Here is a 20,803-nt window from a genome sequence, read left to right as displayed (position 1 = left end):
ATTTTTAATAGTTAACGGGTTAAAGATATTAATTTTCATCTCAAAAAAACAATATGAAAGACAATTTAACTAAATAAATTAGAAAGATTTTCTCTCTACAATACTTTTGAGAGTGCCAAGTAACAAAAAAATATTGAGCATAAAAAAAAAAAATCAATCTATTTATCTCTTGAAAGTTGATTTAACTGAATTAGTTATTTAAAAATGATATTTATCAGTTAATTCGCCCCTTAAAGACGATTCGAAGTACTTTTTAAATGCCTCATTTGATAAATTTTTATTTAAAAGGTACATTAATTTGGCTATTGCAGACTCTGTTGTGATATCTCTTCCATTGATAACTCCCATTTCTTTTAACAATAAACTAGTATCATAATGCCCCATCATTACCCTACCACTTTTACATTGAGTAACGTTTACAATTTTAATTCCTTTATTAATTGCTTCTTTTAATAAAGCAATAAAATAATCAGAATTTGGTGCATTTCCAGAACCATAAGTTTCTAATACAATTCCTTTTAAATTGGGTATATTTAAAATACTTTCTATAACTAACTTAGAAATACCTGGAAATAATTTTAAAATAACAACTTCTTCCACCAATTCTTTTCTAACAACTAAAGGTTGCTCTGTATTTTTTGTTTGATGAATTAAATGTTCATTAAACTTAAGATGCACACCACTTTCTGCCAATGGAGGAAAATTCATAGAAGTAAATGCCTCAAACTGTTCTGAGCTTATTTTGGTTGTTCTATTAGCTCTGTATAATTTATATTCAAAATACAAACAAACTTCAGAAATAACAGGCACTCCATTTTTATTGGCGCAAGCTACTTCTATAGAAGTTATTAAATTCTCTTTTGCATCTGTTCTTAAATCGCCAATTGGCAATTGAGAACCTGTAAAAATAATAGGTTTTTGTAGGTTTTCTAACATAAAGCTAATTGCTGATGATGTATATGCCATTGTATCAGAACCTGTTAACACCACAAAACCCTCGAATTTTGTATAATTTTCTTCAAGAATTTCTATAATATCTTTATAGTACTCAATATTCATGTTTGATGAATCTATAGCTTCATCAAAAGAAATACTTGTAATATTACAATTTAACTGTTGTAATTCTGGAATTTTATCTACAATCTGACTAAAATCAAATGCTTTTAAAGCATTGGTTTTATAATCTTTAATCATACCAATAGTTCCGCCTGTATAAATAAGTAATATATTTGGTTTCGTTGTCATTTTGTCATTTTTATTCTCCAAACAATAAATTGGAATACTTTATGCTGTAAATTTATCAAACAAAAATGAAAAACAATTTTTAAACAATATAAATTATGATAGGATTTTATATTTTAATTGGTGCAATTGCTTTAGTAAGCTGGCTAGTTAGTAATACTTTAAAAAATAAATTTAAAAAATACTCTAAAATTCAGCTTAGAAATGGAATGAGCGGTGCAGAAATTGCTAAAAAAATGCTTGCTGATAATGGTATTTTTGATGTAAAAGTGATTTCTACTCCAGGTAGATTAACAGACCACTACAATCCTGCAGATAAAACGGTGAATTTAAGTGAAGCTGTTTACAACCAAACAAATGCCGCTGCCGCTGCTGTTGCAGCACATGAATGCGGGCATGCAGTGCAACATGCACAAGCGTATAGCTATTTAACAATGCGATCTCAATTAGTGCCAATTGTAAGTGTTACTTCTAAATACTCGCAATGGTTGGTAATTGGTGGGTTAATTTTAGGGGCTGCTTCCGGAGCTACAGGAATTGGTTTTTATATTGCCATTGCTGGTTTAATTTTTATGGGCTTTGCTACTCTTTTTAGCTTTGTTACCTTACCTGTAGAATATGATGCTAGTAACAGAGCATTGGCTTGGTTAGAAAATAAGAACATGGTAACCCGAGAAGAGTTATCGGGTGCAACAGATGCCTTAAAATGGGCTGCAAGAACGTATTTAGTAGCTGCTTTAGGTTCTTTAGCTTCATTATTATATTGGGGACTTCAAATTTTAGGAGGAAGAGATTAAGCATCGCAAATGCTTTTAACTTTTATCTGATACAAATATTACAAAACACTTTCGATTTATTTTGGAAGTGTTTTTTTTTGACTCAACTTATAAAAGTAGATTTATGAGTACTGCTTTCGCAGGATAAAAAATAAGCTGGCAAAAAAGTATAGCCCGGATTGAACGGCATGTTTGAGCTCTTTTTTATTCCTTTTTTAGGATAAAAAAAGCGAGTAGTGAAAGCCGGAAATAGCTACAAATAAAAAACCCTTCTTGATTTCTCAAAAAAGGTTTTTCTATGTTGTAAGTTTTGTACTATTAATTGACATTCTATGGATTCCTGCCTGCGCAGGAATGACAAATCGGATTTTTAATTCTAAAAATCGAGTAATCTAGATTTAGTCATTCAATTTTAAAACCGCCATAAATGCTTCTTGCGGAATTTCTACATTACCAACCTGACGCATTCTTTTCTTTCCTTTTTTCTGTTTTTCTAGTAACTTACGTTTTCTAGAAATATCTCCACCATAACATTTTGCGGTAACATCTTTACGTAATGCTTTTGTGGTTTCACGCGCAATAATTTTTGCTCCAATTGCTGCCTGAATAGGAATATCAAACTGTTGTCTTGGTATTAATTCTTTTAATTTTTCTACAATTTTCTTACCAATTGTATAGGCATTATCTGCGTGTAAAAGTGCAGAAAGTGCATCTACTGGAGAGCCATTTAATAAAATATCTACTCTTACCAATTTAGAAGTTCTCATTCCTATTGGAGAATAATCGAAAGAAGCATATCCTTTAGAAACTGTTTTTAATCGATCGTAAAAATCGAAAACAATTTCTGCCAAAGGCATATCAAAAATTAATTCTACTCTTTCGGTTGTTAAATAAGTTTGATTTACAATTTCGCCACGTTTTTCGATACACAAACTCATTACCTGTCCAACAAAATCTGACTTGGTAATAATACTTGCCTTAATATATGGCTCTTCTACTTTTTCTAATCTTGATGGATCTGGTAAATCGGTTGGATTGTTTAATAAAACAATTTCGGTTGGGTTTTTCTTGGTATATGCGTGGTAAGATACGTTGGGAACCGTTGTAATTACCGTCATATTAAACTCACGTTCTAAACGTTCTTGAATAATTTCCATGTGCAACATTCCTAAGAAACCACATCTAAAACCAAAACCTAAAGCGGCAGAACTTTCTGGTACAAATACCAAAGAAGCATCATTTAATTGCAGTTTTTCCATAGAATAACGCAACTCTTCATAATCTTCTGTATCTACAGGATAAATCCCTGCAAAAACCATTGGTTTTACATCTTCGAAACCATCTATAATTTCTGTTGTAGGGTTTAATGCATCTGTAATTGTATCTCCTACTTTTACTTCTTTTGCTGTTTTTATTCCTGTAATTAAATACCCTACATCACCTGTTTTTACAGATTTTTTTACAACCTGAGATAATTTTAAAGTACCTACTTCATCGGCAAAATACTCATTATCTGTTGCCATGAATTTAATACGTTGCCCTTTTTTTATTTCTCCGTTTAAAACTCTAAAATAAGTTTCTATACCTCTATAAGAATTGTAAACAGAATCGAAAATTAAGGCTTGTAACGGTGCATCTGGATCTCCTTTTGGAGGAGGAATTCTATCTATAATGGCCGCTAAAATATTTTCGACTCCAAAACCTGTTTTTCCACTAGCATGAATTACTTCTTCTGGGTCGCAGCCTAATAAATCTACAATATCATCTGTTACCTCTTCTGGGTTTGCAGAAGGTAAATCTACTTTATTTAACACCGGAATAATTTCTAAATCATTCTCTAAGGCTAAATATAGGTTAGAAATTGTTTGTGCTTGTATACTTTGTGCAGCATCTACAATTAACAAAGCTCCCTCACAGGCCGCTATAGAACGAGAAACTTCGTAAGAAAAATCTACGTGACCTGGTGTGTCAATTAAATTTAAAACATATTCTTCTCCTTTATAGATATAATCCATTTGAATGGCGTGCGATTTTATGGTAATTCCGCGTTCGCGTTCTAAATCCATATTATCTAATAACTGATCTTTCTTTTCTCGATCTGTTACAGAGCCTGTATATTCTAATAACCTATCTGCCAACGTACTTTTACCATGATCTATATGTGCGATAATGCAAAAGTTTCTAATATTCTTCATACTTCGTTTTCTAACTGCGTTCAACTTACAAAGATATGTTATTTACAGACCTTCCCAAATAAAAAAAATCACAATACCTATTATTGTACTATTCTAATAAAAAAAATGAATTATAAATCTCTTTCTAATTCAGAAATTGCTATTTTAAACTCTTCTAAATTAATAGCTTCATCACCAGATTTATCATACCCTTTAATTAATTCGTTAGCTACAATTCCTCTTAAAAAACTACTTATATCCGCATTTTTTAATAAATCTTTAAGTTCGTCTTTGTTTAAACTTCCGTCTTTATCCTTATCGTAAAACTGAAAAGCTTCTGTAGGTGTTTGAAATTTATCGTTAATTAAACCGTGTATTTTTTCTAATATTTTTTCTTTTGTTCCCATTTTATTTTTTGGCTAATAATATTTTAAGATACTAAATAAAGTTGAAATGAATTACAAAAATACAATCTTTTACAACTTATTTTCACAAAAATAAATGACTAAAAAAAGCGAAGCCACCACGTATTTGTAACTCATAAATAAACCAACGAGAACTAAAGCTTCTCTTTACATTGATGAGCTATAAAAATATTTTTTCCTCTGAAGGATGAAAAAACACTAAATTTGCAAAAAATTAAATCGTTTTGATTAAAATTAGCAACATAGAATTACCAGACTTTCCGCTTTTATTAGCACCAATGGAAGATGTTTCTGACCCACCATTTAGAGCCTTATGTAAAGAACAAGGCGCTGATGTGGTTTATACAGAGTTTATTTCTTCTGAAGGCTTGATTCGTGACGCTGCAAAGAGCATCATGAAATTAGATATCTATGAAAAAGAACGTCCGGTAGGAATTCAGATTTTTGGAGCCAATTTAGAATCGATGTTAAAAACGGTAGAAATTGTAGAAAAATCGAATCCAGATATTATTGATATCAACTTTGGTTGCCCTGTAAAAAAAGTAGTTTCTAAAGGAGCCGGAGCAGGAATTTTAAAAGATATCGATTTGATGGTTTCTCTTACAGAAGCCATGGTAAAACACACCAATTTACCAATTACCGTAAAAACTCGTTTGGGTTGGGATCATGATTCTATTAGAATTGTAGAAGTTGCAGAGCGCTTACAAGATGTTGGCTGTAAAGCAATTTCTATACATGGTAGAACGCGTGCTCAAATGTATAAAGGAGAGGCTGATTGGAAACCTATTGCCGATGTAAAAAACAACCAAAGAATGCACATTCCTGTTTTTGGTAATGGAGATGTTACGACTCCTGAAAAAGCTATGGAAATGAGAGATTCTTATGGTTTAGATGGCGCCATGATTGGTAGAGCTGCAATTGGATATCCTTGGATTTTTAACGAAATAAAACATTTTTTTAATACTGGTGAACATTTAGCAAAACCAACAATTGCCCAACGTGTGGAAATGGCGAGAAGACATTTGCAAATGGCCATTGATTGGAAAGGACCTGTTTTAGGTGTTTTTGAAACCAGAAGACATTATACCAATTACTTTAAAGGCATTCCGCATTTTAAAGAATACAGAATGAAAATGGTAACTTCGGATGATGCTAAAGATGTTTTTGCGACGTTTGATGAAGTAGAAGCGAAGTTTGGAAATACAATTATTCCTCAGTTTTAAACTCAGTTAATTCGATAAATACTATTGTTAGCAAAAATACTTAGCCCTGATTGAAGTGACATCCTTTTTATTGCTCTTTTAAATAAGCGTCATTACGAGGAACGAAGTAATCTCTTTCGGATTTAGAGATTGCCACAGTTTACAAAAAAGTAAACTTCCCAATGACAGCAATAAAAAGATATAACGAAAAGCAGGAAATAGCTTCAAAAAAATCACTTCTCTATAAACTCTTTTGAAATTCTACTACTAGCTATTTTAGAGGCTATAAAACCTAAAACGGTAATGGTTGCTATTACAATAAACAGATTAGAAAATCGAAACTCAACCGGATAAGCTAAATTTTGAGTGATCATAAACACCCCAAATTCTTTTTGTATAAAAACAATGAGCACACCCAATGTTAAGCCTATCAACATCCCTAAAACAGTTAATAAAAATCCTTGTAAAACAAAAACTTTTTTAATTTCTTTAATGGATGCTCCTAAACTAAAAAGTGTTTTTAAGTTAGATTTTTTATCAATTATCATCATTATAATGGCACCAATAACATTAAATAATGCTATAATTACAATCAAAGTAAAAATAAGATAAGAAACAAAATTCTCTGTATTTATAACCTTATAGAAAACTTCATTCAATTGCTGTTTGGTTTGTACTTTAAATTGATTACCTAGTTGTTCTTGTAACTGTTCTGAAAATAAATCTGCCGTAGAATTATCTTTTAATTTAATTTCAATTCCAGTAATTTCGTTGTCTTTATACCTTAATAAATTCTTAGCATCATCTATAGAAACAAAAACAAATTTACTTTCAAACTCTTCTGTACCCGAGTATAAACCTACAATTTGTACATCCTTTTTATAGAAAGCATTATTAGGATTTATAAAACCAACACCAGGCTTAGGAACCATGATAGATAAAGGCGCTCCAAAATTTAAAATCCCTAAGGATAGTTTTCTAGAAATACCATTCCCCACCACTGCTATATTAGAAAAATCACTATCCAACCAATTCCCCATACTTACAACAGAATCTATTTGGGTAATAGAAGTATAATTTTCTGCGACACCTTTTATATAAGCAATCTCATTTTTATCATTGTACTCTAAAAAAACACGTTCTTCAATAACTTTAGATGCAGCTTTTATAGCGAAATTTTTTGTTACCGCTTGATGAACATCATCTGTATATAAAAACGTTTTACCTTTCTGAGAAGTTATTTTAATATCTGGATCTGATACATCTAACAAGCTATAACTAAAAGTACGTAAGCCAGAAAATCCAGAAAGAATTATAAACAAAGCTAAAGATCCCACAATTACGCCGAAAGAAGCAATAATTGTAATAATGTTTATGGCATTATTACCTGTTTTTGTAAATAAATACCTCTTAGCTATGTATAACGGAAAGTTCAAATGATAGGATAAATTTAACTCCTTTTACGTCTTGGTAAAACGCTAGGATCTTTAATAGGGTTATCATCTTCTCCTTTTAAAGATTTGTCAATTTCTTCTATGTAATCTAAAGTATCATCACCAAAAAACAATAATTCTGGCATTCTACGCAATTGATGTTTAGTTCTTTTTGCCATTTCATGACGAATTAAAACGGTGTTAGATTGTACACCTTTAATAATTTCGTCTCTATTACTTGAAGGAAAAACACTTAAATATACCTTGGCAACTCCTAAGTCTGAAGTTACATGAACTTTAGAAACAGAAATTATTATCCCTTTCATACCATCTTGTGCTGCCTTCTGCAAAACATCTACCAAATCTTTTTGTAATACTCCTGCAATTTTTCGCTGTCTATTCGTTTCTTCCATGCTGCAAATTTACACAATTTTTATGGAGTGTAAATTTTATTTTTTATCGCATACATTACCAAACCTACTCTATTTTTTACATTCAATTTTGTAAATAAAACATCTCTATAACCATCTATTGTTTTGGGACTTAAACACATTTTATCTGCAATTTCTTTGTAAGTTAATTCAGAACAAGCATATTTCATAAAAGTTATTTCTCTTTCTTTTAAGTGAATTTCTGCACTTCCATTACCAGAAAGAGATTTCATTAATAAATTAGTTACATTTTTGGTATGATAAAATCCGTTTTCAGCTATTTCAACCAAGGCCTTTTCCAAGACAACCTTTTCTGTATCTTTTAACAAGTAACCAATAGCACCTACTTTAAGCATTTTTAGAATGGTTGTATCTTCGTCCTCTACAGAAAGCGCCATTACGTGTACACTACCATGGTTGTTTGTAATCCATTCTGTAGTTTCAATACCATTCATTATAGGCATGTTAATATCCATTAAAACAACGTCTGGTATAAACTCTGGCGATGCCGAAAACTTGTCAATTAATTCTTTTCCGTTTTTACATGTATATAATACTTTAAATTTAGGAAAAGTATTTACCATGGCTGCTATAGCCTGAGAAAGCAATGTATGATCATCTACAATAACAACTGAATATTTCATCATAATTTATATACTATTTTTAAAGAGGTTCCTTTATTTACTTCGGATGTAAAAACCGCAGAAGCTCCAATTAACTTAGCTCTATTTTTAATATTTTCTAAACCTATGCCTTTCTTTTCATTTTCTAATGAAGAAAATCCAACTCCATCATCAGTAGCAATAATTTCTAATTCTGCATTAGTAAACTTTAATTGCACGCCTAAATTAGAAGCTTTAGAGTGTTTAATGGTATTCGAAAAAAATTCTTGTAAAATTCTAAAAATAATAATGCTAGACTTTTTATTAATTATTTGTTCATCACCAGAAATAGTTAACGTAGAATTGATGAAATTTAATCGGTTAAAACGGTCAATTTCTAATTGAACAGCATCACTTAACTTTATGTTTTTTATGGCCTCAGGGTTAATTAATTTAGACAAGGCTCTTACCTCGGTTAATCCTTTTGTTATGGTTTCTGAAACTTCACTTATATTTTCTGGAGTGGCATTTTGTAATTGAATTTTTGCTAAAGTTAACAACTGTCCAATATTATCATGTAACTCCCAACTAATATTTCTAAGTGTTTCTTCTCTTATTTCTATTTGTGTTTCTGCAATTTCTCGTTCAAAGCGTTTTTTTGTTTCATCTCTATCAATTAACAATGCTTTTTTCTTTTTTTGGAAAACACCAAAAAGGGTAACTAAAGCAATGGTAATTAAACCTATAATTAATGTAGAAATTAAAAAAATTAATTCTTCTCCTTTGAACTCCATATTAAACCACCAATAAAACAAAAATGTGTTAAAATTATAATTATTCGCTGTACATTAAATAGCATAACACCTTCTTTTCTAGACTCTATACCTGTAACATAAAGCGCAGTATAAAAAGGTATTGTAGTTAAATAGTACAATAAAAAAGCAATGGTTATCCAAAAAGGTAAACTTTTCTGAAAATTTATAATTTTATCAGATTGTAATAACTCTTTTAAATAAAACACCATGAACAAACAAACAATTAAAGCTCCAAAAAGTACAGTATATTTTTCTATTGGTTTAAATATAAAACTAAATAAATAGATAATGTTAAAGAAGATCATCAAATATTTTATACAATTATGAGATACTGCTTCCTTAGTTAACTTAAAATAAATTAAAGCCACCAAATTATATTCAAAAAAAGTATAAATATTATAAAGACCTAATGTTGGGTAACCATAAAAATTAACAACTCTAGCCATTAAATCAAAAACAACTACTGTAATAACATATCCTAAAAAATACTTAAAGTAAGGTGATGAATATTTTTTTAAAAAAAACATCCCTACAATTGCTGTTGATAAATAAATAAAAGGAATGAGAGTTGTTAATTTCATTGAGTAGATTTAATAAGGTGGGGTTACGATTAATCTATTCGCTCCAGAACTGATCATATCTTCTCTAACACTCATAAAAGGTAAAAAAGAAGCTCTCACCACATCTTTAGTTTCATCGCTACTAAATTGATGTAGAAACTCTGTGAAAGGGATTGCTTGTCCATCTTTAGAATATAAGGGTTCAAAAGCTACATTTTTTTGTTCTTTTGTATCAGCCGTTGGCATAAATATTAGCGTATGTCTTCCTCTTACAAGTTCATCCGAATAATCTTTAGGGTAGGCTGCCGAGAAAATTCGAATCCCCGTTAATTTAATATTTTTTTCATTAGATAACTTTTCTAAATAAGCAATGTATTGTTTTAATTGATTAAGTTCATAAAAATGTGAAATACTCTCTGTGGCATCTTTAGGATCACCAGTAAACTCCTTTCTGTATTGATCTAATATAGGTTTTTGACCAACATCATATTGATGGAACATACTAGCCATTTCTTTATAGGTAATTGCATTAGAAGGTCTAGAATCATCAACTTTTGGAGCTTCCCTTTCAACTTCAGTTTGACAACTAAAAATAAAAAGTGATAAAAAAAGTATTTGATACAATCTGTAAAGTGTTTTCATAATATAACAGTTAGGTTAATTTTTTATCAAAGTACAATTTAAATTATAATCTTTAAAGGATAAAAAACAAAAAATCACCTTAACAACTATATACCAACAACTTATATACTATTTTAATTATCAATACATTCTTATAAAAGGTGTTTTTCCCCTAAAAAATAACTGCTTTACACTTATAGTTTATTCTTGTATTATTATCAATTTTGAAAAATGAAATAAAGAAAAATTATCGGGGGAAAATTGCAAAACAAAAAACACTTCACAAAATACAAAGTGTTTTAACCCAAAAAAGTCTCAAAACAAAATTTGTTTTGAGACTTTTAATTTTATAAATTATTTTAAGGATTTAATCCGCTAAAATAATTACTTTATTGTCATTTAACTCTAACGTTCCAGAATTAATTGCTAACGTTAAAATTTTATCATCTGATTCATCTGGTACTAATTTCCCTTTTAAATCATCTAAGTTTATATTAGTCTGAGAATGCACATGCACTTTTATAGTTCCTTCTTTTAAGTTAGAAACCACTGGTGCGTGATTATTTAGCATTTGAAACTCTCCATTTACACCAGGCACTGACAATGAGTCAATTTCTGATGAAAATAATATTGCTTCTGGTGTTACAATTTCTAAAAACATATTTCTTTAGTTTGCAGTTTGCAGCTTGCAGTTCTCAGTCACTGTAGACTGTTTACCGAATTACTGCCAACTAATTTTTAAGCTTCTGCTAACATTTTCTCTCCAGCATCAATTGCATCTTGAATTGATCCTCTTAAGTTAAATGCAGCTTCAGGATACTTATCTAACTCACCATCAATAATCATATTAAATCCTTTAATAGTGTCTTTAATATCAACTAAAACCCCAGGTATACCTGTAAATTGTTCCGCTACATGGAAAGGTTGAGATAAGAAACGTTGTACACGTCTAGCTCTATGAACTACTAATTTATCTTCTTCAGATAATTCTTCCATACCTAAAATTGCGATAATATCTTGTAATTCTTTATAACGTTGTAAAATTTCTTTTACAGCAGTTGCTGTGTTATAGTGCTCATCTCCTAAAATATCAGCAGAAAGAATTCTTGAAGTAGAATCTAATGGATCTACCGCAGGGTAAATACCTAACTCTGCAATCTTACGAGATAATACTGTTGTTGCATCTAAATGCGCAAACGTTGTTGCTGGCGCTGGATCTGTTAAATCATCTGCAGGTACATAAACTGCTTGTACAGATGTAATAGAACCTTTTTTAGTTGATGTAATACGTTCTTGCATTGCCCCCATTTCAGTTGCCAATGTTGGTTGGTAACCTACGGCTGATGGCATACGTCCTAAAAGTGCTGACACTTCTGAACCTGCTTGCGTAAAACGGAAAATATTATCTACGAAGAAAAGTACATCTTTACCTTGTGCTTCTCCTGCTCCATCTCTAAAATATTCTGCTATTGTTAAACCAGATAATGCAACACGTGCACGTGCTCCAGGTGGCTCATTCATTTGTCCGAATACGAAAGTAGCTTTAGATTCTTTCATCCCAGGTTTATCTACTTTAGATAAATCCCAACCTCCTGCTTCCATAGAATGCATAAAATCATCACCATATTTGATAATTCCAGATTCTAACATCTCTCTAAGTAAATCATTTCCTTCACGAGTTCTCTCACCAACACCCGCAAAAACTGATAAACCACCATGTCCTTTTGCAATATTGTTAATTAACTCTTGAATTAATACTGTTTTACCTACTCCTGCTCCACCAAATAATCCAATTTTACCTCCTTTTGCGTAAGGCTCAATCAAGTCGATTACTTTTATACCTGTAAATAAAACTTCAGTAGATACTGATAAGTCTTCGAATTTAGGCGCAGATCTGTGAATTGGTAAACCATCTTTACCTTCTTTTTTTAAATTACCTAAACCATCAATAGCATCTCCAGTTACATTAAACAAACGACCATAGATATCGTTTCCAATTGGCATTTGAATAGGATTACCAGTAGCGATAACTTCAGTACCTCTGCTTAATCCATCGGTTGCATCCATTGAGATCGTTCTAACTGTATCTTCTCCAATATGCTGTTGTACCTCTAATACTAATATAGAGCCGTCAGCTTTTTTGATTTCTAACGAATCGTAAATTTTAGGAAGTTCATTATCCGTATTGAATTCAACATCAATTACTGGCCCAATAATTTGTGAAACTTTACCTGTTATTGTAGACATTATGTATCTAATTAAAGTTATTATTTGTTTTATGAGACTTACCTCTCATTTTCAGGTTGCAAATGTAATTTTTTAGATTGAAACTAAAAAGTTTTTTTAACTAAAACACAAAAAAAGCCTCATCTTAATAGATGAGGCTTTTTAATATGTATTTTAATTAAAGAACTAGTTAGTTACTTTAATTTCAACTCTTCTGTTGTTAGCTTTACCTGCTCTTGTAGTATTAGAATCTACTGGAAAACCTTCTCCGAATCCTTTAGCCTCTAATCTTGTAGTAGCAATTCCATTTCTAACTAAGTAATCTCTAACTGAAATTGCTCTTTTTTCAGATAATCTTAAGTTAGTTGCAGCTGCACCACTACTATCTGTATGACCTCCAATAGCAAAAGTTGCTTTACTATTTTTCTTCATAATTGCAACAATAGCATCTAATTGCTTAGTAACTCCTGGTTTAAATGTAGATCTTCCTGAGTTAAATAAAATAGATTTAGCTGTAAAGTTAAGTACTTCAATATCTTTTTTAGTGATAACTGGTTCTGGACATCCTCCTTGAGAAGCAACACCTGCTACAGATGGACATTTATCATCTTTGTCTAATACACCGTCTCCGTCTGTATCTGGCCAAGGACAACCTGAATTAGCTGCTGGTCCTGCAACAGAAGCACATTTATCATCTTTATCAACAACACCGTCTCCATCAGAATCTGGACAACCTTTATTTGCTTTAGTTCCTTTAGAATTAGGACACATATCATCTTTATCAGCTACACCGTCTCCGTCAGCATCAGGACAACCATTCATTGCTGCTAAACCTGCTACATTAGGACAAGCATCATCAGAATCTTTTACTCCATCGCCATCAGCATCAGGACAACCGTTAAATTCTTTTAATCCTGCTACTTCAGGACAAGCATCTTCTTTATCATATACTCCATCTCCGTCAGTATCATTTCCTCCAAATTTAATTACTAAACCTAAAGAAGTTTGATAATGAGCTCTTACGTTATCAGAAAAACCTTTTTTAGTTCCTGTTTGAAAATTTAATCCTAAGTTATCATTAAACCAAGTATTAAAACCAACACCACCATTAAGCATTCCTTCTCCGTTAGAATCAACAGAAACATAACCTCCACCTAAATATACATAAGGATCAAACCAACCTGTTTGACCTACTAAGTTATTTAAGTCATACTTTACAACTGCATCTACAGCCCAATAAAGGAAATCAACAGCATCATCACTGTTTTTAAATTTCTCAATTTTGTTTAAAGACCCAGCTAATTGTAAAGAAAAGCCTTTATCTAAATATTTTTCTCCAGTAATTCTAGAAATAGATGGTAAAATATTCCAATCTCCATTCCCTACTAAATCTTCCAATTGGTCTCCAAAATCGTCACCATTGTAAAAATCTACTACGTTTACACCAAAACCTACAGCCCATGGGTTGTTTTCATCTTGTGCATTTACGTTACTAACTGTTACCAACGTAAACAAAGCTATCACAGCTATTTTTAATCGTTTCATTATCAAAATTTTAAATTAAAAGTTCGTTATTTAATACGCAAAAGTAAACCCTTAAAACGTATATACAAAGACAAATCTACAAAATATTATTAGAACAAACCCTTTTATCAATTCTAAATAATATTCAACTCCCTACCCACTTCAACGAAAGCTGTAATAGCTTTATTTACATGTTCTTTAGTGTGAGCCGCAGATAACTGGACTCTTATTCTTGCTTTTTCTTTAGGCACAACAGGAAAAAAGAAACCTATTACATAAATTCCTTTTTCTAATAATTTATTTGCCATTACCTGAGCAAGCTTTGCATCATATAACATAACAGGTACAATTGCCGCGTCTGCACCTACTAAATCGAAACCAGCTTTTTCCATTTCTGTTCTAAAGTAATTGGTATTCCATTCTAATTTATCTCTTAGAGAAGTATCACTAGAAATTAAATCGAATACCTTTAAAGACGCACCTACAATTGCTGGTGCTAAAGAATTAGAAAACAAATAAGGTCTAGAACGTTGACGTAAAATTTCTATAATTTCTTTTTTACCAGTAGTATAACCTCCCATTGCACCACCAAGAGCTTTTCCTAAAGTACCAGTAACAATATCTACTCTATCCATTACATTCTTTAACTCTACAGTACCTCTACCCGTTTTACCAATAAAACCTGTTGCATGGCATTCATCAACCATAACCAAGGCATCATATTTATCTGCTAAATCACAAATTTCATCGAGCTTTGCTACAATTCCGTCCATAGAAAAAACTCCATCGGTAACTATCATTTTAAAACGATGATTTTGTTTATTCGCCTCAATTAATTGCTCTTCTAGAGAAGCCATGTCATTATTATTATAACGATATCTTGCTGCTTTACACAAACGAACTCCATCTATAATAGATGCATGATTTAAACTGTCAGATATAATGGCATCTTCTTTTGATAACAAAGGTTCAAAAACACCTCCATTTGCATCAAAAGCCGCGGCATATAAAATGGTATCTTCTGTGGTATAAAAATTGGCGATTCTTTGCTCTAATTGCTTGTGAATATCTTGTGTTCCGCAAATAAAACGAACAGAAGACATACCAAAACCATGTGTATCCATAGTGTCTTTTGCTGCCTGAATTACTTCTGGATGATTAGACAACCCTAAATAATTATTTGCACAAAAATTTATAACTTCTTCTCCCGTAGAAATTTTTATAACAGCATCTTGAGAAGAGGTGATAATTCTTTCTGACTTATATAACCCTGCATCTTTTATTTCTTGAAGCTCTTTATTTAAAGTATCTTTAATTTTACCGTACATTTTTTATCAATTTAAGAAATGTAAAGTTACAAACTTTATTTTTTTTGATTATACCTCAACAACATCAATTTTATCATTTATATAAATTAGTATTTTTTTATCAACTATAAAGTGCATCGATTTTAAAGTTCTTTCGTATTTTAATAATTGTTGATGATGCTCGTCTGAAGGACTCCCTGTCTTATAATCGATAATAACCACCTTATTTTTATCAATAAAAACCAACCTATCCGGAATTATAACTTGATTATCTACATCTACAATTTCTCTTTCATTAAAAACAGTTACTTTATCAGAAAAATACGTGCTTAATTTGGGGTGATTTACAACCGTTTCAATACTTTTTTTAATAAATAATTTTTGATCATCTCCTAAAATTCCTTGCTGATAAAACAAATCCACAACATTATCTACATCTTTTGCTTTAATAATTTTAGCAAAAACTTCGTGAAATAAGTTTCCGAAATCTATAGCTTTCCCTTGTTCTGTATTCCATAATTTAGAAGAATTTGCCAACAATACTATATTATGTTCTTGCCAAGGTGTCGAAATAAATTTCTGATGAATTTCTGCCACAGAACTTTCTTCTTTCTTTACACTTACTCTCCTTTCTTCTCCGAAAGAATATTCTGACACATCCTCACTCCAAAGGTTAAGTTGTTTTAAATAATTGATAAAAACACCTGAATAAAAATTAGTATTTTCTTCTCCTTTAGAAGATATTTTTTTATCAGTAATAATATGTAATTGCTCTACTGCTCTGGTTAAAGTAACATACAATAGATTAAAATTATCTAACTCTAATTCTTCTCGTTGTTTGTCATAAATTTCTAAACCTCTTTCACTAACAATACTTAGACTTTTACTATAATCAACCAATAATTCATCAAAACCTTCATAAGATTCTGGCAATTGATTTAACCACGATTTTGGTTTTATTTGTCGATAAATATCTACATCACAAGGAAAAATAACTACTGGAAATTCTAATCCTTTTGATTTATGAATCGTCATAATTTGAACAGCACCGGCACTTTCTGGCGCCACAATACTCAATCTTTCTTTTTTAAGTTCCCAAAACTCTAAGAACGTCCCCACATCGGTTCCGTTTCTTTGCTGCTCTAAAACTACGTCTAAGAAAAACTGCACGTAAGCATCGGAAGAATTTATCAAATGAAAACCTCTAATAATTTCTTCTACTTTTTCATAAAAAGGCAACTGATGAAACAATGAAACCTCAAATAATACTCCGTATTTTTTTAAGGACTCTAAAATAGTTTCATTATCCGCTTTAGCGAATTCATTAAAAAAGACATGTTTCGGATTTTCAATTTGTAAATGTTGATGTAAAAAATACAGCATTTCAAACCTCGTTTCTTCATCACTTGGGTTTTGCAACACCTTTAAAACATCTACAATAAAAGTAACCTTGGCACTGTTTTTAAGCAATAGGGTTTCTGATGAAACAATATCAATACCGTTTTCTGATAAATAATTAGCAACCGCTACACCATCTTTTCTGGTACGTGTTAACACGCAAATTTCACTCAAAGAAAAACTTTCTTTTAATTGATGAATCTTTTCTAAAACTTTATGAGAATATTTTACCTTTTCAATTTCTTTATCTTCATTTTTTTCGAGAAAAGTTAATGAGACAAAACCTCCTTTCTTAGCGTTTTCAATTTGCTTATTTCCTTCTATAAAAATATTTTTATACGATTCATTTTGAAGGAAATTGGCCGTATGTTGAAAAAATGAATTATTAAAGTTGATAACCTCTGAATAACTCCTAAAATTGGTTTCTAAATTTTTAATTTCTTTAGAAACATGAAAAGGATTTACTCTATCTGAACCCAGTTCGATAAACTGTTCTGCTTTTCCTCCACGCCATCTATAAATAGCTTGTTTACCATCGCCAACCAACAACAAATTACTGTTTTCTTGTGCTAAGGTATTATCTATTAACGGAACTAAATTTTGCCACTGCAACACAGAAGTATCCTGCATTTCATCTATAAAATAATGCTGAAAACGCTGCCCAATTCTTTCATAAATAAAAGGTGCAGGTTGGTCTTTGATATTATCAGAAATCAATTGATTAAACTCTGCATTTAATCGTATATTATTGTCTTCTTTTATCTGCTCTAACTCTGAATTGATATTATTTAAAACCGCTAAAGGAATGATGCTTTTTAGCGCCAGCTTATTCATAGAGAATTGCTGATAAATTAACTCAGCCTCATTAAAAAGACGAACAATATCCGGAACAATTTGATCTATAGCACTAGCAATAAATTCTGATGTTCTTTTTGAATAGTATTGATTATTCTCTATCGCTTTTTTTATGGTTTCACTTCGTTTGATAAAATCGATATTTACAGATTTTACACTTAAATCTGCAAAGAATTTAGGAATGGTTCCTCGCATAAAATTCTTATGCTCTAAGTCGTTATTTTCTATTAATTGAAGACATTCTTCTCCGATTTTAACAATCGATTCTTTTAATTCCTTTTGCTGATGTTGCAGTTTTGACTTTAAGCTTGTAAAATCTTCTAATTTTTTATCAGCAAGACTTCTAAAATGTTTTACATCATCTTCATTTAATAAAATTCTTGCAAACTCACTTAAATCTCTAGAAATATCCCAAGATTTATCATCGTCTGTTTTATCTAAAGAATAATCTATAAGAAGGTTTGTTAGTTTTTTATCTGTACCAATCTTAGAAATTAAAACATCTACAGCTTCATTTAATAAAGAAACAGCATCCATTTCTACTTCAAAATTAAGTGACAAACCTAAATCGAAAGCGAAATTTTTAATGATTTTATGCGTAAAACTATCAATTGTAGTAATTGAAAAAGCCGAGTAGTTTTTTAAAATTGCATCTAAAATCTTCTTACTTCTTTCCTGAACAACAGATTTATCAACAGTAATTTCATTTACAATTATATTGAATAAATCGTTTTCTTTACCATCTGCAAAATCTTCTAAACTAGACAATACACGTTCTTTCATTTCACCAGCCGCTTTGTTGGTAAACGTAATTGCTAATATTTTCTGAAACGAAAAAATATCATCAGAAGTTAATAAGACTTTTATGTATTCTTTTACAAGTGTAAAGGTTTTACCACTTCCGGCAGAAGCATTATAAACCTGAAAAGTAGATGATTGTTGCACAGTTTATTTTACTGCAAAATACAAAATTATGTATTTAAATTTGTCTTAATTGTTGGTTTTATTTTTGTTCAACTAGCTTAAAATTCTCCAAATTTGAGCCACTAAGAATGTAATAATAAAACCTGCAATAACAGGTAAAATTGTAGCAACAACTGTCCATTTAGTACTTTTTGTTTCTTTATAAATGGTATAAATGGTAGTACTACAAGGGTTGTGCAACAAACTAAACAACATTACATTTACTGCGGTTAGTAGCGTCCAACCACCACTTCTTAAAATATCTCCCGTGGCAGTAACAGAGTCTAACTCAAACATTACTCCAGCACCAGCGCCACCTGTTACTCCTGTTACCATTACAGTTAACATTAATATAGACGGAATTACAATTTCATTAGCAGGGATTGCAACTATATATGCTAATAAAATAACTCCATTTAAACCAAGTAAAAATCCAAATCCATCTAAAGAATGAATTAAATGTACCGCGATGCTTTCATCACCAATAAAAACATTAGAAACTAACCATATTACCGCTCCTGCTGGCGCCGCAAAAACGATTGCTCTCCATAAAACAATTAATGTTCTATCTATTAAAGATGTATAAATTGTTTTCCAAAATAGCGGTGTTCTATAAGGTGGAAGTTCTAAGTTAAAAGTAGAAACCTCTCCTTTTAAAACCGTTTTAGACAATGCCCAAGAAAAGAAAAACATAAAAAAGATTCCTAAAACGGCAATACCTATCACTGCTGATAAAGAAACTAAACTTGAATATGTAGAAGGAACAACTGCACCAACAAATATGGTAGCCAATAATATTTGCGTTGGCCAACGACCATTACACAAAGAAAAATTGTTGGTAATAATTGCAATTAATCGCTCTCTAGGACTATCAATAATACGCGTTGCCACAACTCCTGCTGCATTACAACCAAACCCCATACTCATTGTTAATGCTTGCTTACCATGTGCACCAGATTTTTTAAAAAGTGCGTCCATATTAAAAGCAACTCTAGGCAAATAACCAAAATCTTCCAATAAAGTAAACAACGGAAAAAATATCGCCATAGGTGGTAACATTACTGCAATTACCCAAGCAACTGCCAAATAAACTCCATCAATTAAAAAACCAGATAACCACCAAGGAAAACCTACTGATAAAGCACCTTCTTTTAATAATGGATGAATTGTATCTAACAACAAACTAGCCAACATAGATGACGGATAATTAGCACCTATAATGGTTAACCACAACACCAAACCTAACAGTAAAAGCATTATTGGAAACCCCCAAATTTTACTTGTTACTACTTGATCTATTTTTGCATTTAAATAAAAAGCACCTTTTTTATTGTCTTTTACAACTGTTTTTTCAACAATCTTTGAAGCATCTGCATAAATTGCCTCTGTTAAGTTATCATGAAAATCATCACCAACTTGCCAACGTAGTTCATTTGATAACTCTATAATTTTATCTATATTTTTTGTTCCCATTTGTTCTGATTAAATAAAAACGCCTTTTTTTAAAGCATCTAAAATATGCGTATCTCCTTCTAGCACCCTAAAAGCCAACCACCTGCTATTTGCTACATTTGGATATTCTTTTTTTATAGCAGCACTTAGTTTTTGCACTGCATCTTCTACATGTTTCGGAATGCTTTTAATTTTATAAGGCTTGCAAACTATTTTTCGGTTTGCTAAATCGCTAATTGTAGCTATTAACTCTGGTATTCCCTCTTTAGACCTTGCACTTGTTGGCACTACAGGAATTCCTAGTTCTCTTGATAAACTTCTATAATCGATGTTGATATTATTCTTTTTTGCCTCATCCATTAAGTTCAAACATAAAATAGCATTAGACGAAATTTCTAAGATTTGCAACACTAAATTTAAATTACGTTCTAACCTACTTGCATCAACAACAATAACTGTTAAGGTTGGTTTGCCAAAAAGAATAAAATTCCTAGCAACCTCCTCATCCTCAGACCGAGACATTAAAGAATAGGTGCCTGGTAAATCTATTAACTTAAATTTTTGTTGCTGATACTCAAACGCGCCTTCTGCTCTTGTTACCGTTTTCCCTGGCCAATTCCCAGTGTGCTGCCTTAAACCAGTTAAAGCATTAAAAACAGTACTTTTTCCCGTATTTGGGTTTCCTGCTAATGCAATTACAAAGTCTACATTTTCAGTATCTACTCCTAATTTTTTAACACCGTCTAAATTATGATGCACACAAGTGTCACAAGCTGATTTTGTTGCCGTTTTCATTT

The 20,803-nt window shown here is 31.1% G+C and carries 16 protein-coding genes and 1 pseudogene; 2 read left to right on the top strand and 15 right to left on the bottom strand.

The genetic code is table 11. The annotated features are described in order from the left end of the window. Positions 1-198 precede the first annotated feature (198 nt). Complete coding sequence (locus WHD07_RS13130) at positions 199-1,245, bottom strand: asparaginase (protein WP_343328775.1); 1,047 nt, start codon at positions 1,243-1,245, stop codon at positions 199-201. Between the two features lie 95 nt (positions 1,246-1,340). Between WHD07_RS13130 and WHD07_RS13125 the strand changes: the two genes are divergently transcribed. Continuing rightward, positions 1,341-2,039, top strand: a complete 699-nt coding sequence (locus tag WHD07_RS13125) for a zinc metallopeptidase (RefSeq protein ID WP_343328774.1) — start codon at positions 1,341-1,343, stop codon at positions 2,037-2,039. 377 nt (positions 2,040-2,416) lie between these two features. On the opposite strand, the gene lepA is transcribed toward WHD07_RS13125, so the two are convergent. After that, complete coding sequence (lepA, locus tag WHD07_RS13120; RefSeq protein WP_105049441.1) at positions 2,417-4,213, bottom strand: translation elongation factor 4; 1,797 nt, start codon at positions 4,211-4,213, stop codon at positions 2,417-2,419. Between the two features lie 110 nt (positions 4,214-4,323). Beyond that, the gene (locus WHD07_RS13115) at positions 4,324-4,599 is read right to left on the bottom strand and encodes an EF-hand domain-containing protein (RefSeq protein ID WP_105049442.1); all 276 of its coding nucleotides are present in this window, start codon (positions 4,597-4,599) and stop codon (positions 4,324-4,326) included. A gap of 242 nt (positions 4,600-4,841) precedes the next feature. Between WHD07_RS13115 and dusB the strand changes: the two genes are divergently transcribed. Then, positions 4,842-5,840 carry a tRNA dihydrouridine synthase DusB gene (dusB, locus tag WHD07_RS13110; protein ID WP_343328773.1) on the top strand — a complete coding sequence of 333 codons (999 nt, stop codon included), beginning with the start codon at positions 4,842-4,844 and terminating at the stop codon, positions 5,838-5,840. Positions 5,841-6,052: 212 nt separating this feature from the next. On the opposite strand, the gene WHD07_RS13105 is transcribed toward dusB, so the two are convergent. The 12 genes and pseudogenes from WHD07_RS13105 to feoB form a co-directional block, all read right to left on the bottom strand. Further along, positions 6,053-7,255 carry an ABC transporter permease gene (locus tag WHD07_RS13105; RefSeq protein WP_343328772.1) on the bottom strand — a complete coding sequence of 401 codons (1,203 nt, stop codon included), beginning with the start codon at positions 7,253-7,255 and terminating at the stop codon, positions 6,053-6,055. Positions 7,256-7,269: 14 nt separating this feature from the next. Beyond that, on the bottom strand, positions 7,270-7,665 hold the full coding sequence (gene rbfA, locus WHD07_RS13100) for a 30S ribosome-binding factor RbfA (protein WP_105049445.1): 396 nt from the start codon (positions 7,663-7,665) through the stop codon (positions 7,270-7,272). A 20-nt stretch (positions 7,666-7,685) separates the two neighbouring features. Next, a complete protein-coding gene (locus WHD07_RS13095) occupies positions 7,686-8,330 on the bottom strand; it encodes a response regulator transcription factor (protein ID WP_343328771.1) in 645 nt (214 codons plus the stop codon). Then, the gene (locus tag WHD07_RS13090) at positions 8,327-9,079 is read right to left on the bottom strand and encodes a sensor histidine kinase (protein ID WP_343328770.1); all 753 of its coding nucleotides are present in this window, start codon (positions 9,077-9,079) and stop codon (positions 8,327-8,329) included. The genes WHD07_RS13095 and WHD07_RS13090 overlap by 4 nt, the downstream gene beginning before the upstream one ends. Then, positions 9,055-9,681, bottom strand: coding sequence for a hypothetical protein (locus WHD07_RS13085; protein ID WP_343328769.1), 627 nt, complete (start codon positions 9,679-9,681; stop codon positions 9,055-9,057). The genes WHD07_RS13090 and WHD07_RS13085 overlap by 25 nt, the downstream gene beginning before the upstream one ends. 9 nt (positions 9,682-9,690) lie before the next feature. Further along, positions 9,691-10,302 carry a hypothetical protein gene (locus WHD07_RS13080; protein ID WP_343328768.1) on the bottom strand — a complete coding sequence of 204 codons (612 nt, stop codon included), beginning with the start codon at positions 10,300-10,302 and terminating at the stop codon, positions 9,691-9,693. A 346-nt stretch (positions 10,303-10,648) separates the two neighbouring features. Next, a complete protein-coding gene (locus WHD07_RS13075; protein WP_343328767.1) occupies positions 10,649-10,942 on the bottom strand; it encodes a F0F1 ATP synthase subunit epsilon in 294 nt (97 codons plus the stop codon). Between the two features lie 77 nt (positions 10,943-11,019). Next, positions 11,020-12,528, bottom strand: a complete 1,509-nt coding sequence (gene atpD / locus WHD07_RS13070) for a F0F1 ATP synthase subunit beta (RefSeq protein WP_343328766.1) — start codon at positions 12,526-12,528, stop codon at positions 11,020-11,022. A gap of 165 nt (positions 12,529-12,693) precedes the next feature. Continuing rightward, complete coding sequence (locus tag WHD07_RS13065) at positions 12,694-14,052, bottom strand: OmpA family protein (RefSeq protein WP_343328765.1); 1,359 nt, start codon at positions 14,050-14,052, stop codon at positions 12,694-12,696. Positions 14,053-14,165: 113 nt separating this feature from the next. Next, positions 14,166-15,359 carry a glycine C-acetyltransferase gene (gene kbl, locus WHD07_RS13060; RefSeq protein ID WP_343328764.1) on the bottom strand — a complete coding sequence of 398 codons (1,194 nt, stop codon included), beginning with the start codon at positions 15,357-15,359 and terminating at the stop codon, positions 14,166-14,168. A gap of 48 nt (positions 15,360-15,407) precedes the next feature. Beyond that, a complete protein-coding gene (locus WHD07_RS13055) occupies positions 15,408-18,536 on the bottom strand; it encodes a UvrD-helicase domain-containing protein (protein ID WP_343328763.1) in 3,129 nt (1,042 codons plus the stop codon). Between the two features lie 72 nt (positions 18,537-18,608). Beyond that, positions 18,609-20,801: pseudogene (gene feoB, locus WHD07_RS13050) on the bottom strand (ferrous iron transport protein B). Between the last annotated feature and the right edge of the window lie 2 nt (positions 20,802-20,803).

The sequence above is a fragment of the Polaribacter staleyi genome (assembly GCF_038024045.1).
Lineage (GTDB): Bacteria > Bacteroidota > Bacteroidia > Flavobacteriales > Flavobacteriaceae > Polaribacter > Polaribacter butkevichii.
The sequence above is the reverse complement of the archived record's forward strand: the minus strand, read 5'-3'. Positions and strand labels throughout refer to the sequence as shown.

Coding starts and splice junctions, on each gene's coding strand:
- WHD07_RS13130 (WP_343328775.1), bottom strand. CDS start 1,245: ATGACAACGAAACCAAATATATTACTTATTTATACAGGCGGAACTATT.
- WHD07_RS13125 (WP_343328774.1), top strand. CDS start 1,341: ATGATAGGATTTTATATTTTAATTGGTGCAATTGCTTTAGTAAGCTGG.
- lepA (WP_105049441.1), bottom strand. CDS start 4,213: ATGAAGAATATTAGAAACTTTTGCATTATCGCACATATAGATCATGGT.
- WHD07_RS13115 (WP_105049442.1), bottom strand. CDS start 4,599: ATGGGAACAAAAGAAAAAATATTAGAAAAAATACACGGTTTAATTAAC.
- rbfA (WP_105049445.1), bottom strand. CDS start 7,665: ATGGAAGAAACGAATAGACAGCGAAAAATTGCAGGAGTATTACAAAAA.
- WHD07_RS13095 (WP_343328771.1), bottom strand. CDS start 8,330: ATGATGAAATATTCAGTTGTTATTGTAGATGATCATACATTGCTTTCT.
- WHD07_RS13090 (WP_343328770.1), bottom strand. CDS start 9,079: ATGGAGTTCAAAGGAGAAGAATTAATTTTTTTAATTTCTACATTAATT.
- WHD07_RS13085 (WP_343328769.1), bottom strand. CDS start 9,681: ATGAAATTAACAACTCTCATTCCTTTTATTTATTTATCAACAGCAATT.
- WHD07_RS13080 (WP_343328768.1), bottom strand. CDS start 10,302: ATGAAAACACTTTACAGATTGTATCAAATACTTTTTTTATCACTTTTT.
- WHD07_RS13075 (WP_343328767.1), bottom strand. CDS start 10,942: ATGTTTTTAGAAATTGTAACACCAGAAGCAATATTATTTTCATCAGAA.
- atpD (WP_343328766.1), bottom strand. CDS start 12,528: ATGTCTACAATAACAGGTAAAGTTTCACAAATTATTGGGCCAGTAATT.
- WHD07_RS13065 (WP_343328765.1), bottom strand. CDS start 14,052: ATGAAACGATTAAAAATAGCTGTGATAGCTTTGTTTACGTTGGTAACA.
- kbl (WP_343328764.1), bottom strand. CDS start 15,359: ATGTACGGTAAAATTAAAGATACTTTAAATAAAGAGCTTCAAGAAATA.